This window comes from Actinomadura alba (assembly GCF_014323705.1).
GTDB classification, from domain to species: domain Bacteria; phylum Actinomycetota; class Actinomycetes; order Streptosporangiales; family Streptosporangiaceae; genus Actinomadura_C; species Actinomadura_C alba.
In genome coordinates this window covers 209,807-225,202 of sequence record NZ_JABVEC010000007.1, presented here as the reverse complement: position 1 = coordinate 225,202, position 15,396 = coordinate 209,807, and the positions used below count along the sequence as shown (strand labels likewise).

The 15,396-nt window shown below is 68.3% G+C and carries 13 protein-coding genes; 7 read left to right on the top strand and 6 right to left on the bottom strand.

The features are described 5' to 3' along the window. Nucleotides 1–231 precede the first annotated feature (231 nt). The 6 genes from HKK74_RS12400 to HKK74_RS40795 all read left to right on the top strand — a co-directional run bounded on the left by HKK74_RS12400 (nucleotide 232) and on the right by HKK74_RS40795 (nucleotide 7,177). On the top strand, nucleotides 232–1,092 hold the full coding sequence (locus HKK74_RS12400) for a hypothetical protein (protein WP_187243302.1): 861 nt from the start codon (nucleotides 232–234) through the stop codon (nucleotides 1,090–1,092). Nucleotides 1,093–1,190: 98 nt separating this feature from the next. After that, the gene (locus HKK74_RS12395) at nucleotides 1,191–2,507 is read left to right on the top strand and encodes a hypothetical protein (protein ID WP_187243301.1); all 1,317 of its coding nucleotides are present in this window, start codon (nucleotides 1,191–1,193) and stop codon (nucleotides 2,505–2,507) included. A gap of 383 nt (nucleotides 2,508–2,890) precedes the next feature. Then, nucleotides 2,891–4,558, top strand: coding sequence for an ATP-binding protein (locus HKK74_RS12390; protein ID WP_222722175.1), 1,668 nt, complete (start codon nucleotides 2,891–2,893; stop codon nucleotides 4,556–4,558). After that, entirely contained in the window at nucleotides 4,555–5,244 is a 690-nt protein-coding gene (locus tag HKK74_RS12385; RefSeq protein WP_187243299.1) for a response regulator, read from the top strand. Before HKK74_RS12390 ends, HKK74_RS12385 begins: the two co-directional genes overlap by 4 nt. Before the next feature lie 226 nt (nucleotides 5,245–5,470). Beyond that, on the top strand, nucleotides 5,471–6,676 hold the full coding sequence (locus tag HKK74_RS12380) for a PstS family phosphate ABC transporter substrate-binding protein (RefSeq protein WP_187243298.1): 1,206 nt from the start codon (nucleotides 5,471–5,473) through the stop codon (nucleotides 6,674–6,676). Nucleotides 6,677–7,054: 378 nt separating this feature from the next. Beyond that, nucleotides 7,055–7,177, top strand: coding sequence for a hypothetical protein (locus HKK74_RS40795; RefSeq protein ID WP_281397740.1), 123 nt, complete (start codon nucleotides 7,055–7,057; stop codon nucleotides 7,175–7,177). A 170-nt stretch (nucleotides 7,178–7,347) separates the two neighbouring features. Here the strand turns inward: HKK74_RS40795 and HKK74_RS12375 are convergent, their stop codons facing one another. The 4 genes from HKK74_RS12375 to HKK74_RS41365 all read right to left on the bottom strand — a co-directional run bounded on the left by HKK74_RS12375 (nucleotide 7,348) and on the right by HKK74_RS41365 (nucleotide 10,293). Further along, on the bottom strand, nucleotides 7,348–9,291 hold the full coding sequence (locus HKK74_RS12375) for a YncE family protein (RefSeq protein WP_187243297.1): 1,944 nt from the start codon (nucleotides 9,289–9,291) through the stop codon (nucleotides 7,348–7,350). A gap of 326 nt (nucleotides 9,292–9,617) precedes the next feature. Further along, complete coding sequence (gene relB / locus HKK74_RS12370) at nucleotides 9,618–9,935, bottom strand: type II toxin-antitoxin system RelB family anti-toxin (protein ID WP_187243296.1); 318 nt, start codon at nucleotides 9,933–9,935, stop codon at nucleotides 9,618–9,620. Next, on the bottom strand, nucleotides 9,935–10,099 hold the full coding sequence (locus HKK74_RS41370; RefSeq protein WP_312881437.1) for a type II toxin-antitoxin system RelE/ParE family toxin: 165 nt from the start codon (nucleotides 10,097–10,099) through the stop codon (nucleotides 9,935–9,937). Before HKK74_RS41370 ends, relB begins: the two co-directional genes overlap by 1 nt. Before the next feature lie 11 nt (nucleotides 10,100–10,110). Then, the gene (locus HKK74_RS41365; protein WP_312881441.1) at nucleotides 10,111–10,293 is read right to left on the bottom strand and encodes a type II toxin-antitoxin system RelE/ParE family toxin; all 183 of its coding nucleotides are present in this window, start codon (nucleotides 10,291–10,293) and stop codon (nucleotides 10,111–10,113) included. Between the two features lie 242 nt (nucleotides 10,294–10,535). Between HKK74_RS41365 and HKK74_RS12360 the strand changes: the two genes are divergently transcribed. Beyond that, nucleotides 10,536–10,985 (top strand): hypothetical protein, encoded by a 450-nt coding sequence (locus HKK74_RS12360; RefSeq protein ID WP_187243295.1) that lies wholly within the window; start codon nucleotides 10,536–10,538, stop codon nucleotides 10,983–10,985. Nucleotides 10,986–11,178: 193 nt separating this feature from the next. On the opposite strand, the gene HKK74_RS12355 is transcribed toward HKK74_RS12360, so the two are convergent. Together HKK74_RS12355 and HKK74_RS12350 are read right to left on the bottom strand one after the other, a co-directional pair. Next, a complete protein-coding gene (locus HKK74_RS12355) occupies nucleotides 11,179–13,893 on the bottom strand; it encodes a penicillin acylase family protein (RefSeq protein ID WP_187243294.1) in 2,715 nt (904 codons plus the stop codon). Between the two features lie 157 nt (nucleotides 13,894–14,050). Continuing rightward, nucleotides 14,051–15,130, bottom strand: a complete 1,080-nt coding sequence (locus HKK74_RS12350; RefSeq protein WP_187243293.1) for a tetratricopeptide repeat protein — start codon at nucleotides 15,128–15,130, stop codon at nucleotides 14,051–14,053. Between the last annotated feature and the right edge of the window lie 266 nt (nucleotides 15,131–15,396).

Sequence of the window (15,396 nt, the reverse complement as noted above, 5' to 3'; positions counted from 1 at the left end):
CCCCGCGCAGCTGGCCATATTGCGCCAAATCAGTCGGCAGTACGGTCGCTCACCGCCTCTGCCGGGCCGGCGCCGGCCCGGTCCGGAGCAGGCCGCGGCGGTGCGCGGACGACCTCACACCCCGGAGGCCGACGCCCGTACCACCCGACGACGGCGGCTGCGCCGGTTCATTGTGCGCCGCCTTACAGCAACCCTCGCTTAGCGCGACCCTGGGACGGCGTCGGTTGGGGAGTGCTGTCGACCGCCTTCCTGCTCACCGTCCTGCGGCTTGTGATCACTTCGATATCGACAAAGAGTCAACCGATCTTCACTGGCGGGCGACTAGAAGGGGTGAAGAACGTATCCCGCCGTAAAGTGACAGCGGCCGTGGTGGCCACGGTCCTGATGACAGGGGCCTGCGGGTCCGACGCCGGCTCTGATGAGGCGGCCACCACCACGACGCCCAAGGCCACCGCCCCGGTCGACAACGGAGTGGCGGCCAAGTCCCCGCAAGAGATCCTGGCAGCCGCCAAGAACGCGCTCGCCTCCGCGACGTCCGCCCATGTGAAGGGCAAGATGAATGACGGGGGCGGCACGATCTCCATGAACCTGCGCCTCGGCCGCGCCGGTGGCAAAGGCACACTCAAGGCGCCCATCGGGCGCGCGTCGCACACCATCGCGCTCATCAGCGTGGACGGGAAGTTCTACGTGAAGAGTCCCGGACTCTGGCGCGCCGTCGGCGGCGCTGCGGCGGCGAACCTGATCGGCGCTCGCTGGGTGGTGGTCCCGCCGAAGAACGCGAAGGACTTTGCAGAGTTCGAGCAGATGATCGACCTGAAGAAGTTCGCCGACGAGGTGCTCAAGCCCGAGGGCAAGACCATCACCAAGGGTGAGCCCACCGTGATCGACGGCAAGCCCGCCATCGCGCTCATAGATGGCAAAGACGATTCCAAGCTGTACATCGCCACAACGGGAACGCCCTACCCGTTGAAGATAGAGCCGGCCAAGCCGGCGAAAGACGGTGAGGGCATCGATTTCCTCGACTACAACGCTCCGTACACGGTGACCGCACCGACCGACGTCCTGGACCTGTCCGAGATCCAGCAGACTTGATCCATCGAGTGCGGAAGCCCTCGATGGCGTATTCGTGCCTCGTGGATCAGGCCGTCGGCCAGTCACCGCCACATCCTCGGAAACATTCGGAAGAGACCTTGACTTTGACCCGACCGGGGCTGCGCCCTCTCGTCGCAAGCATCACGCTCGTCTTGCTCACCGCCTGCATCGTCTCGTTGCCGACCCCCGCCTCGGCCGCGTTCAGCCAAGCCGTTTCTGTGTCACCGGCCGGGTACGACTCCTACCACTCGCAGGCGAACTTCGACCGGCAGGGAGACGCCCTGTTCGTCTGGGTGCGTGAGTCCCACAATTACCCTTACCCGCGGCACATTCAGATGAGGTCCCGCAGCCACACCGGCACATGGGGCTCCACGGTCACCGTCTCACCGTCCGGCCAGGACCCGCGCCTACCGAAGGTCGCGCTCGATGACGACGGCGACGCGATCGTGGTGTGGCACGCGTACGCCGGCGGGGACTACCGCGTCTACGCGCGGCGGGTGTCCCGGACCGGCACGTTGGGAACGCTCAAGGTGTTGTCGCCGACCGGGGCGAAAGTCCACGGCACCGACGTGGCCATCGACTCCGATGGCGACGCCGTGGTGACCTGGAACGAGTGGCATGACGACGGCCGCGTTCTCCCGATGATGCGCCGGTACACCAAGAGCGGGTCGCTGCCTGCGGCTGTGCTGCTTGCGTCGAGCCCTGCGCGTGCGGAAACCCCGGCGGTGGCGTTCGACCGGGAAGGCGACGCCGTCCTCGCCTGGGCCAATGACAATGTCGTGCAGGCTCGAACCCTCAGCGTTTCTGGGACACTCAGCGGGCTCAAGACGGTGTCGCCGAACCTCTCGCCGATCGACCGCCATTTCACCGCGCGCGTGGCCGTGGACCGGGACGGTGACGCGCTCGTGACATGGCGCCACTGGACCGACGCAGACCAGAGCACGCAGGTCTGGGGTCGTTGGGTGTCTCGCTACGGAACCGTCGGCAACGTCCGTCAGCTCACCCCCTCATCGCATCCGGACGTGGTGAACTACTCGGTCGCGAGCGACCTCGACGGGGACGTGCTGCTGACCTGGGACCGGTTCCAGAACAAGTATTTGTACGCCCGCCCGATCAGTCGCACGGCAACGATCGGGGCGCCGGTCCTGCTGTCGGCCTCCGGCCGTCTGCACTCGGTCCGCGTCGACGACGACGGTGACGGCAGCGTGGTCTGGCAGGGGGCGGGCATCAGCGGGACTGTCGGCAGCGTGCGTACACGCCGGGTGACCCGGTCGGGAACGTGGGGAACCACGCAGGTGATCGCGACGAACGGCGTGTCCCCGACAACCGCCGTCAGCCCTGTCGGACGCGTGATCGTCGCCTGGGAACGGCGGTTCCAGGTCGATCTGCGGATCCAGGTCAGCGCCGGTCCGTAACTGAGATCAATGCGGTCCCTTTGCGCGATGGATCGAGGCGCCGGCAGTCGACTGGGTTCGACTGCCGGCGTTGCTGTACTTCCTGGCTGCGTGGGCGTACGGCACCTGCGGCCAGATATACATTGGCGCAAAGCCCGCTTGACGCATGGCTCAACCCTGAGGAGCCTTCAGGGCTGAGTGCGCCGCACACCTGCAGGAGTTCGCGTCGCGCGGCTACGAGACCGACACGGACTCCTGCTGACGGCGTACGCTATATCGCTACAACAGCGTCGACTCCGGGAGGCGTGATGAACAGGTGCCGCAAATGAGCCGTTTCAACCGCCCCGGCGCACGCAATGAAGCCCCGCCCGCCCCGGTCCACCTCCCGTAACGGTGGCGGCCGCTTGCCGTGGACCAAGTGGTACCCGAGGTTCGCCACCCAGGCACTGCTCGCGCAGGTCGTCGTACTCCTGCTGGTCGTGGGGTTCGGCTTCGTCCTGGTCACCGTCCTGCTCCGTGAGGAGCTGGAGCAGCAGTACCAGCAGCGAGCCCTGACGATCGCCCGCGCCATCGCCGCCGACCGGACCATTGCGCGTCACGTCGCCGCCCATGAGCTGTCTCCCGAGGTCAGGCAACACGCCGAGGCGGTCCGCATCCGGACCGGCGCTCTGTTCGTCTCCGTCATCGACGAGCGCGGCGTGCGGTACGCGCACATCGATCCCACGCGGGTGGGCGAGACCGGAACGGTGACGCGGGAGGTACTCGCCGGCCGTGAACTCGACGGGATCGAGCACGGCACCCTCGGCACGTCCGCCCGAGGCAGGGTGCCGTTGCGCGACGACGACGGAACGGTCGTCGGCGAGGTCGTCGCGGGTATCTCCGCCGGCGCGATCTACGACCGGCTGCGCGAGCTGCTGCAAGCCGCAGCCGGGTTCACGGTCGTGACGCTGTTGCTCGGCATGGCGGGGGCCGCGCTCCTGACCCGCCAGCTCAAGCGCCAGACCCTCGGCCTCGAACCACGCGACCTTGCCGACCTGCTGCGCGAACGCGAGGCGGTCCTGCACGGCATCGACGAGGGAGTCCTCGCCGTCGACGAGGCCGATCGCGTCACCGTGTGCAACGACGCGGCGGCCCGCCTGATCGGCAAGCCCCTCGCGCCCGGCATGCCGCTGGCCGCGACAAAGCTCCCCGCGGGTTTGCGCGCCTTGCTGGTTCGACGTCCGCCCGCGCGCGGCGTGACGACCACCACCGAGGACCGCACCCTGGTCGTGAGTGCCACCCCGGTCCGGCGCGGGGAGCACGACCTCGGCCGTGTACTGACCATGCGCGACCGCACCGAGCTCGAGCAGATGGCGCGCGAACTGGACGTCGTACGGGCCTTGTCGGACGCCTTGCGCGCCCAGGCGCACGAGTACACCAACCGGTTGCACGTCCTGTTCGGTCTGCTGCACCACGGGCACGAACGGGAGGCGGAAGCCTATGTCCGTCAGCTGATGAACGATCCGCTCGCCACGGAGCACGGCGACGGAGCCCGGTTGCGCGACCCGTATGTGCGCGGCGTGCTGGCCGCGAAGAACGCGGCCGCCGCCGAGCGGGGTGTCGACCTGCGGCTCGGTGACGAGTCGTTCGTCCCGCGTCGCCTCACAGTGCCCCTTGACGCGGTGACGGTTCTGGGGAACCTTCTCGACAACGCGATCCATGCGGCGGCCCGGGGTCGGCGCCGGCCCGCGTGGGTCGAGGTCTCCCTGGTTGCCCAGGCCGACACCTTGGAGGTCGTCGTGGTCGACAGCGGTGATGGCGTGCCCGAGGCGCTCGAGGACAGGCTCTTCGAGCCGGGCATCACCACCAACGCCGACGGCGACAAGCCGCACGGCATCGGTCTGACGTTGGCTCGGCAGGTCGCCCGGCGGCATGGCGGGGACCTGGCACTGACGAGCCGGCACGGGACGGAGTGCGGTGCGGTGTTCGTGGCAAGGTTGCCCGGCGTGCTGGAAGCCGTCGACCCGTGGGTCGAACCATCGCGGCGGGCGACCGGCGGGTCGTCGGAAGCCGTGGCGAAGGAAACGCCGTGATTCGCGTGCTCGTCGTCGACGACGACTTCCGGGTGGCCAACCTGCACGCGGCGTATGTATCGCAGACGCCCGGCTTCGAGGTCGTCGGTGTCGCCCGTACGGCGCACTCAGCCGTCGAGCTGGCGACCGAGTCGGATGCCGATCTCGTGCTACTCGACCAGTACCTTCCGGACGCGCCGGGGACATCGGTCATCCGGCGGGTGCGCTCGGACGTCATGATGCTGACCGCGGCGTCCGAGAGCGACGTCGTCCGCGAGGCGCTGCGGCTGGGAGCGGTCAACTACCTGCTCAAGCCGTTCACGGAATCCGATCTCGTTGGCCGGCTGCGGGCCTACGCGAGGTTTCGAGCGCAGATCGAGGCGCGTCAGTCACTCGAGCAGCCGGAGATCGACCGGGCGGCGCGAACCCTGCACGGTGGCGATCTCATCGACGCCATCCTGCCGAAGGGCCGGTCGGTCCACACCGCGCAGCTGATCGAGGACGCCGTGCGGACCGCACAGCATCCCGTCAGCGCCGCCGAGGTCGCGGACACGGTCGGTATTTCACGAGGAACCGCACAGCGCTACCTCTCAGATCTCGCGGCCCAAGGGCGCGTGGTCGTGGCGCTGCGCTACGGCACCAGCGGACGCCCCGAGCACCTCTACAGCTGGGACGCACCCGCCGTCGCCCGGTCTCATCGGCGGTAGCGGCTAGCCCCGCCGACGACCGAAGGCGGGGCGACCACAACTACCAAAATGCCGGTTATGTCGCTTGCCGCAGCAACCTGCACAAGGGTGGTGGCGGCCTTAACACGCTCGTAACGTCCACTCGCGTACCCGCGGGACACCCGTCCGCCATTTGGCGCCGAGCGGTCACCGCGAACGCCCACGGGGGAGCGACCTGGACGCAAGTCGACGTGAAAGGTGTGGAGAGATGGGATTGAGACGCATCCTCGGTGACAGGCGGTGCAGGACCGCCGTCATCGTGTCGGTTGCAGCGGGCCTCGTCTGTACGAGTGCTGTGGCCGCGAGCGCCGTCGACAGCGACAACACGGCAGACAGCCTCGCCGTCTGGGCGGTGCCACCGCTCAAGCCCAACACGCCCCAGACCGAGGCGGAGAAGGAACTCGCGCGAGAGCAGGGCCGCGTACTGCCCAAGCCGGAGCTGCTGCAGCCCACGCTGGACTCCGCCCTGCCGGATTACCAGCCTCGCGCGAAGAAGAACGACCTCGCCGGGAACTACAAGTGCGCCTCCTCGGACGTGCTGGTCGGGCAGTCGAAGGCGTGGACCGCAGAGTTCCAGAAGTACTTCCCCAAGGTCAACTTCACCATCGACCCGCCGTACGCCGGCAGCCTCGGCGCGCTCGAGCTGATCGACGGCAACCTCGACTGCGTCTTCGTGTCGCGCGAACTGAAGCCGAGCGACATCGCGGACTTCCGGGCGAAGTACGGCTACGACCCCACGAGTGTCCCGATCTCGGGCGGCAGCTACCGGCACTTCGGCTTCCTCGACTCCATGACCTTCGTGGTCAACAAGAACAACCCGATCGAGAAGCTCTCCTTCGACCAGCTCGACGCCATCTTGTCCACCACACGGCACCGTGGCGGTGAGCCCATCACGACCTGGGGACAGCTCGGCCTCACGGGTGAGTGGGCCGACAAGCCGATCCACATCTACGGGATCAAGCCGTGGAACGGCTTCGAGGAGTTCCTCCGCCAGCGGGTCCTCAGTACGGACGGCAAGCGTGGCGAGTGGCGCTCTCCCGCCGACGACCCGAACGTGACGTGGGAGAACACCGTCTTCAAAATCGCGAGCGACGTCGCGAACGACCCCTACGCCATCGGCTACACCGGCAACGCGTATGTCGACAAGCCGGTCAAGCTGATCTCGCTGTCCCAGCACGCAGGCGACCCGGCCTACGCTCCGACCTACGAGAACGTAGCCTCGGCTGCCTACCCGCTGAGCCGCCTGTTGTACCTCAACTTCAACCATGACCCGGGCAAGCCGATGAACCCCGTGTTCAAGGAGTTCCTGCGGTTCGTGCTCAGCAAGCAGGGTCAGCGGGTCGTCTCCGACCAGGGCGTGTTCCTGCCGCTGCGCGGCTTCCAGGCCGACGCGAGCCGGGCAGTGCTCGACTAGATCGCGAGAATCTGTGGTCGCCCCGCTGACGACGGCGGGGCGGCCGCAGTCGTGTCCGGATCGCTAGCGGGAGTCGCCCGACGTCGTGCGGGCGGCCAGCGGGAGGCGCTCCAGGCGTTCGGCGACCAGGTTGATCACGCCCTGGGAGCGTTCGAGGCGGGCTGCGGATGGCCATCGCCGAGGCCTCGCGGGCGACGCGCCGGTAGCGCCCCCAGACGCCAGTGGAGCAGACGACGGGCCAGGCACTCAACGCTCTACTCGCCGACTCCGCCCGAGAGGCTCATCTCACCGCTCCGAGGCGGTCCGCCGGTGCGCGGAAACGTGCCTCGACGCTGAGGAGGTGCAGTACGGGACCGAGCCGTCCGATTTCTACCGCGCGTGCCCGGACGCCTCGAACTCGAAGCGATCCTGGAACCAGACGAGGCCGCGCCCTACTTCGCTCATGTCCAGGAGTTGATGTCGTGGCAGGAGGCCGGCCGCCTCGCCGCAGACGGATACTGACCTCCCCGGTCGACGAGCGGTGCAGGAAAGCGCCCCAGAACCGATCACGGTCTGGGGCGTTCATGCCATAGGCGGGCCATGAGGCGTCAGGCCACGGGGACGAGTGCTCCTTCGAAGTGACCCGAGGCCCGGCGTCATCGGACGACCCTGGGTCTGCGGGCCGGGCGGCCTCAGCTGGTGAAGGTGTAGTACCGCCAGGAGCCGTACGTGGTCGCGTTCACGGCGTCGCCCGAAGAGCCGTCGATATAGCACGGCCGCACGCGCATCAAGTAGCCGACCTGATGCGTGCCGACCAGTTGCACCACCGACTTGCCCGCGGAGTTGAGCGCGAAGTACTGGGATCCCGACGACCGCCAGGCGCCGTTGTAGTACACCTGCAGCTGCAGCCGCTGCGAGCGGCCGGGATAGGCCGTCATCGTGGTCGTGAAGAGCGGGTTGGTCCTCTTCCTGAAGTAGTACCGAGTCCGCCCGCTGACCGTGGCCTTCTTGTAGTAGCGGCTGAGGCTCAGCGACACCCAGACCTTCGCACCCACCCGGCTCGTCGCCGTCTTCGCGGCGGTCCGGGCATCACCGGGGAAGCTCGCGCTCACGGTGGTGTCGCGCCTCAGCGTCAGGGTGACCGACAGATTGCCCATGCTGTCGACCGTGCCGGTCTTGACGAGGTACTTGCCCTTCCCATCGCCCGCGGTGTCCGCGTAGAGCGACAGCGTCCGGCTCTTGTACGTCTTGCCGAGGTGGGCGGTGAACTTCACCGCGCTGCCGTACGCGTAGACGCCGCCGTTCCTGTTCAACGTCAGGCTGGTGGAGTTCCGGGAGACGTCGACGGTGTCGGAGGCGGAGACGGCCGTGTGGTCGGCGTCGCCCGCGTAGGTGACGGCGTACTTCACCTTTCCGCCGGCCGGCGGGGTGTCAGTGAAGCTGTAGGTGCCGTCCGCCCGCACTGTGGCGGAAGGCAGCGCCTTGCCGTTCGGTGACTCCAGGTCGGTGCGGGTGACCTGGAGCGGGACGCCGATCGGCAGCGGCACGGTCGCCGACAGCTTGCCCGTCACGGTGAGCGGCTTGGCACGGTCGGCCGTCGCCGGGGCGTTCACCGTCAAGGTCGGGACGTTCAGGGTCGGGTCGGTGAGCGTCTGGAGCGTGTAGCCGCCGCTCGTCCCCACGAGGGCGAAGATGCGTGCGGAGTCCGGAGCCCACGTCAGGGCGGCGGCAGTGCTGGACGTGCCGGTGGTGTAGCTGCGGACCGGCTGGGTGGCGTTGGGCCGGTAGACCGCCACCTTGCCGCCGTTGATCTGGGCGACGAGTCCGTTCGCGGCGATGTCGGCACGCTGCCCAGAGGGGTAGGACCCGGCGGCGGTGAACTTCCCGTCCGCGTAGGCGTTCCGCTGCATGCCGTTGACCAGCACCTCCGAGACGCCGGGCACCAGATCGATGTCCCCGATGCCGTCGTTCAGCGTGTAGTCGCCGTCGTGCCAGGCGACCAGCTGCGGGGTTGCGCCGGAGACGTCGATGACGGCCATCGCGTTCGTGGACAGACCGGTCTCGCCGACGGCCAGCAGCCCCGGAGCGGACGGGTCGGTGTCGAGGAGCGCCGGATCCCAGACGCCGGGGTGCGCCTGGGGGAACCGCCCGAGCGTCACCGGGTCGGTCTCACTCGCCGGGTCCACCGAGCCCAGGTCACCGTCCCACTGGTCGCCGTATGTAAACCAGACCTTGCCGCCGGCGAAGGCGACGTAGCGCGGGCCCTCGGTGGTGGCGACGGCGTAGCGGGCCTTGACGTCGAGCGTGGCCGCGTCGAGGGCCACGATCTCGTGGCTGCCCGCCGCAGCCGCGTACAGGGTGGCGCCGTCATCGGACAGCGCCAAACCGGAGACCCCGCTGACGCCGCTCACCGAGTCGACGAGGGCGCCGCTGTAGTCGGCGGCGAGGACCTTCCCTGCCGAGCCGTCGCCGACGAAGACCCGCTTCAGGGCACCGTTCGCGACGATGCCGCCGGGCGAGGCGACGACGGCGGAGGCCGCCGAGGCGGACCCGGCCGCCGCGACGCTCAGTACCGTCGAACCGAAGAGGACCGCGAACGCTGTCGCAGCTCCGGTCGAAATGCTGCGCGTGCGCACAGTGCTTGACTCCCACGGGGAAACCCGGTGGCTGACCGGGAGCTGAGAGGACCGCGCAACGCTCGGACGTGACCGCCGACATGCGGTGACGGGCGGGGCGCGGTAGGTACTGGGCAGCGTATGGCATGGAAGTAACAAATGATGATCAAAAGGGCGAGAGTCCGTCCGGCCCTGGGGAAGACCCGGACGACACCGTACGACCCGCGCACCATCGATGGTGCGGGGACGACCTCACACCCCCAGAGGCCGAGACACCGCGCCTACCCGGGCGTGGTTCGTCTCGGCCTCACCGGAGTCGGACAGAGGCGGCTCCCTCACCGCCCTGATCAGGCGATCGCCGCGACATCCCCGTCGTCGAAGTAGATCGACTGCTGCAGCCGTCCGCCGAGAGCAGCCGCGTAGCGGATGAGGATTTCCTGGCCAGAGATCTTGCCCTGCTCGATCTGCGAGATTCGCCCCTTGGTCACGCCCATGCGCTCGGCGACCTGCTCCTGGGTGAGACCACGCGTGCGGCGGATCTCAGCGAGTCGATGGCCGAGGACCTCCGCCAGGAGTTCCAACTTGCCTTCCGCCACGGCGGCCTCGCCGCCGGCCCGTTCGACATGCTCAGCCCGGATGTCGCTCCACCGCACATAGCCGCTCATCACGTGACCCCTTCCTCCATGGCGCGTTCCTTCAGGTAGACCTCGTATCGCTCTTCGGCCAACGAGATCGCCTCGTCGTACCACCTGTTCCAGTGCCCGGCCTTGTCACCGGCGACCAGCAGAATGCTTGATCTCCATGGGTCGAAGACGAAGAGGATCCGCACCGTGCCCGGCCTTAACTCCTTGAGTTCTTGATCGTCGAGTTGCTGATCGAGTCGACCAACGGTCTCCCGAGGCTAGGCCCACCTTCGGAGAGTGCGTCGATCGCCTGGACCACCCGCGCGTGCGTGGCGTCGTCCAGGTTCCCGATCCACTCTCGCACCTCATCAACGACGTAGACCTCCCACCCGTCTCCCATCATGCCCGAAGTTTAGCGATTGGTATACCTCCCAATCAGAGACTCCGGTCAACGGATCGAGCGGATCGTCGGGATTTCGGCGATCAATGGCCGGAGGGCTGCCGCCTATACTGTGCCAAAAGACCGAGGAAGCCCATGTGCACATCCTTGACGACCCGTCAGGCCTGTCCGGTCGTGCCCGCGCGTTCCTGGCCCGAGTAGCGGACCGCGCTGAAGACATCGGTCACCGACCCACGGAGTACATGAGAGTCCGTGACGCGAACGGCCACGTCATCCCGGCCCCGTTCGAACTGGTGATCCGCCGCGAAGGGTTCGCGCAGAGGTTCGGCGGACTACGGTATCCGGTACGCACAATCGCGCTCATGCCGGACGGACCGTACCTGGACAGGCGCTGGTGGAGGTTCGACCTGGACGACCACGCCAGGCAGGACCGACGTGGTTGGTACTTCAGCTGGTACGGCGAGCAGGTCTCCAGTCCCGTGCGCTATCTCCAGCACACCGACGGCCGCTTCGGAGTGAGCGACTCCGACAGGTTCATTCCGGTCTATCCGACGATGCTTCACCTCATCGAGTCGCATGCACTTCTGGATGCGTGCTCCGACTGGGAGCCGCATCGAGGTTTCCCCGAGGGGATCGACAAAGCCGAGCTGATCGCTGAGCTGCCTCCGGTTCCCGAGGCATCCGGGCCGTAGGCGGGCTGGTACGCCGACGAGCACATCGCCGTCCGCCGAATCCTCATCTGGACCAGCGACAGCCCACGCCCATATGGGACCTGGATCTGGACGGCCACCCCCGAAGGCCGACGCCGAGTCACCGCAGCGGCCGCCAGGGCGGTGGCCCGAACCGAATCGTGACGGCGCCACGTCAGGCACCCGGCACCCGGTGTCAGGAACGATGCGCGGTGTACGCCACCACCTGCTGGAAGGTCGGCCGGTTCTGCCAGTCGATCGGGCGGACGCCGACGACGCCGGCGGTGACCGAGCGGATGTCGTCGGTGTGCTTGTCGTAGGTCAGCGCGTTCACTGACGGCGCACCCTGCGCCTGGAGCAGCCGGGACACCGCCGCGGACAGGGAGCTCCGCAGGTCCTGGCGGCAGGCGGTGAGTGAGCCGTCACCGCAGTACGAGCGGTGCCAGCCGCCCGTCACCGGTCGGCCGAGCAGCTGCCGCAGGTCCTTGCTGACGTAGCCGTACCACGCGACGCCGTTCCACGCCGAGCCGACTCCGTGCCGCGGGTGGTCGTCGAGCTGCTGGGGCAGCGCGTCGACGAGCGAGCCGAGGCCACCGCGCAGGGTGCTCTCGGCCGCGTCCTCCCACCACGCGTCGAAGATCGCGATCGCCGCCTGGTGGTCGTACGAGCCGTTGCGGTCACGGTCCACCCGGTGCGCGCCGTCCGCCAGCCAGGCCCGAAGCAGAGCCACCGCGTCGGCGACCTGCGGGTCGTCCCCGAGCGCGTCGAGCAGCATCGGCAGCGTGTAGCGGGCCCGTGAGTCCACGGTGGCCGCGTCCTCGACGAGACCGGCGAGCGATTCGCGGGTCACGTCGCGGGCGCCGGCGATCCGGTCGGACAGCGCCAGGCTTCGGTACACCGGACCATAGCCCCAGGCGCTGTCGGCGGCGGAGAAACCGGGCGCCTGCTTGTTGTTCCAGCTGACCAGGTGGCCGGTCGGCGGGTTGATCTGGCGGGCGTGGCTCTCGAACGGCAGGAAGCCCTGCCAGTCATAGCGGGCGTCGCCCCAGCGGGGCAGGTCGAACTCCACCTCGGTCGAGCGCTCGGGCAGCAGACCCGAGCCGAAGTAGGCGATGTCGCGGCTGTCGGCATAGAACCAGTTGAACGTGTAGTCGACCCCCTCCATCGCCCGCTGGAACGAGGTGGCGTCACGGACGTGGTCCGGGTCGTTCGCGCGGGCGAAGCCGATGATCGAGTCGACCTCGCGCCGGTAGGTGCTGCGCTGCAGCACGATCGCCACCGGCGTGCCCCCCGCGGTCGTACGAAGCTGAACGATGCCGTGATCGGTGCGAAGCACCTGGAACGTCAGCTTCTTCGGCAGGCCGGGTGCGGTCGGGTTCGGCAGCACCGTCTCAGTGTGCGTGCGCGAGTCCAGCGGAGTGCAGACACCGTTCTTGAGGTACGCCTCCGACTTCACGGTGGCGGGCGAGCCGTCCGTGTTGCACAGCCGCTCGGCGACGGTGTCGACGTTGTCGCTGCTCGCGCTCGTGGCCGACCACGCGTAGTCGACGCCTCGGCCGAGCTGGACGACCAGGTTCGTCCCGGCGAAGGCCACGCCGCGCGCCTTGACGCCCGGCCCGTCGAGGACCTGCTCGGTCAGCAGCTGGGGGGTGTAGTAGCCGGTCTGCGGGCCGAACACCGCCACCGGGTGGCCACTGCGGGTGTGGTCGGCCGCGACCAGGGCCGCGTTGCTCATCCCGTTCGCCGTCAGCCGCAGATCGACCGTGCCGAAGGGGGTGTCCAACCGGCCGGGCAGGGCGGGCGGCGTACCTCTGCCGAGCAGGTCGTCCAGCCGCGGCAGGTCGCCCGAGGTGGTCGCGCCGGAGCCCGGTGCCTTCGGGCCGTCGAGGTCGGGCAGCGCCACGCCGGGCCGGGCCGGGTCGATGCCGCCGCTGCCGCCGTACGGGAAGGTGACGGTGGCGGTCGTCGGCGCCTCCGGGTCGTTCTTGGCGCGCAGATCGTCGTAGACCTTGCGGGCCTCGGCGTCGCCGAACCGCTGCCGCAGCCGCTGGAACCAAAGCGCGTTCGCGTACTCCCCGCCGCCGCCCTTGCCGAAGATGCCGCCGACGAGCGAGGCGACGTAGGTCACGTCGGCGCGGGTCCACGTCCGCGGCCTCTTGCCCAGGGCGAGGTACTCCGCTGGGCAGTCCACTCCGGTGGGCAGGCCGAGCGGGCACAGCTTGTTCTGGCCGGCGTTGATGCCCGCGAGATAGGCGTCCACGACGGGGAGCAGCGCGGCGCCTTCGGCGCCGTGGCGACCGGCGGCTGCCGTGATCTGGTCGGCGGCCTCCTGCTCGGTGTACGGCGCGGTGCGCAGTTGTTCCTGGTCCATGGCGACGTTGGCGTCGGTCCCGCCGAGGAACTCCGCCGACCGTGCGGCACCCGCGTGCCGCAGTACGTCCTGCAGGAACATCCGGTCCATCGTGCCCGCGTAGCCCGCACCCCAGGCGACGTCCGCACGGGTCGCGCCCTTGATGTACGGCACGCCGTAGGAGTCCCAGCGGATGGTCACGCCCGGCTTCGGCCGGACCTGGCGGACGACCTGGTCCGGTTCGAAGCCGGCGTCCTTGTAGTACTTCGTCAGGTCGGCGTTCGCGATCTCGCCGGGGCCGAGCCGGCCGAGCGCGTCGTACATCTCCAGCTGGTCGGCGAAGTTCTTCGGTGCGTTCTTCCCGTCGACGGCCACCCGGCCCACGGGGTCACCGAGCAGGACCTTCGCGAGGTCGGTGGCATTGATCCCGCCGGACTGACCCGGCGGCAGGATGTTCAGCACGCGACCGTACGGGTCCTCGGCCGCGAGGGCGGGCGTCGCGGAGGTGCCAAGACCGATCGCCATGACCGCCGCGGCGGTCAGGACCTTGCTTCGACGCAAGGTGTCCTCCAAACGGGCCGGCGGACAGGCGGAGAAGCATGCCGAACGCTATTGGAAAGAAGTTCCAATAGCTCCGCGAGTATCGCCGATCTCCTGCCCCAGGACAAGACCTCTCGGAATTGAGGGGCACGCGAGGATGGTGGCGATTCGGTGAAATCTAGTCGCCGCGGATATGCCACGTACGGGTTGCGGGGTGCCACACAAGGCGCACCTGTCCTTGATCCGGCCTGCGGAGAGTCAGCTCACTCAGGTCAAGGGCGGACAGAGCCCGCAGCGCCTCATCTGATGCATTGGACCAAAGGAGGAGCGTGATGCCTGCATCCGGATCGTTCGCGATGACAAGGCCTGGCTCATCGTCAGCGCCGGGCTCGGGAGGCTGTGACGATTCCTCATCCCTGCGCAGCAGGCGGCGGACCAGGTGTCTGGCCTGCCCATAGGCGCCCTCGGCGATTTTGGCGGCGAGGGCCTGAATGAACGGCACGACAGCGGTGGTGACCACTGCGGTCACGACGACTGCTGCAACGTCTGGGGCAGCCCCAACTGTGTGGTTGCGTGCGTCCTCGTCCTCGCGGGCGCGCAGCACCTCGACCCGCCCGCGCCACACGGTGGCCTCCTCGGCTCGGCCCAGCCTTTCGAGGAGGTCGGCCAGTTGTCCGGCGGCCAACGACGAGCCCGCATCCGCATCCTGCCTGACGTACTCCTCTGCTTCGCTCAGACGGTCCTGTTCAATCAGCAGGTGCGCGAGGTAACGGCGCGCGTAGGTATTGCCGGCCGCGACAGAGGCCCGATACCAGTGTTCTGCTTCGACTCTCTGTTCCTTCTTTTCGAGCAGGTCGGCGAGGGACTGCATCGAGTATGGAACGCCGCCCTCGGCGGCTTGCCGGAGCCAGAACTCACGTTCGTCAGGGCTCTCGCTCCTCCCGGCCATGCGCTGGATTGCCTCGAGCCAACCTGCCTCCGCAGCACGCCTGAACCAGGAAGTCGCAGCGGCGGAGTCGGCCGCACCGTGCGGGCGCTTGTTCACCGACCGATCGTGGTACACCCCGGCCAGGTCGTACATCGCCTCGGGATCTCCGGCCTCCGCAGCGGCGAGCAGCCACCTCTCGGCCAGGTCTTTCCTGCCTCCGAAGGCGACGTAGAAATAGTTCCCCAGCGTCCTCATCGCCGCGACATCGCCGGCCTCCGCAGCCGACTCAAGGTTCGGATCCAGCTCTCCCGGCAGCTCTGGTACCGCCACCCGTACCCTCCTCATAACGCCCGCCATAGATCCCGTCACTTCAATCGTCGCATCGATGAGCCGCAGTGTTCCTGACTCCGGTCATGATCTTGTCTGTGCACGAACGCCCCCCCGCCCGTTCCAAGGTCGGACGGGGAACACGGCGCCGGCCCGTGCCGCCCCGGGCGTCCACGGAATCGGGGAGCATCCTGACTCCGGGCATACCGCCGAGCTAAAACCAACGGCTCGAAAACACAACTCCGCTCTTAAGAGTCTGGAGCCCAAAA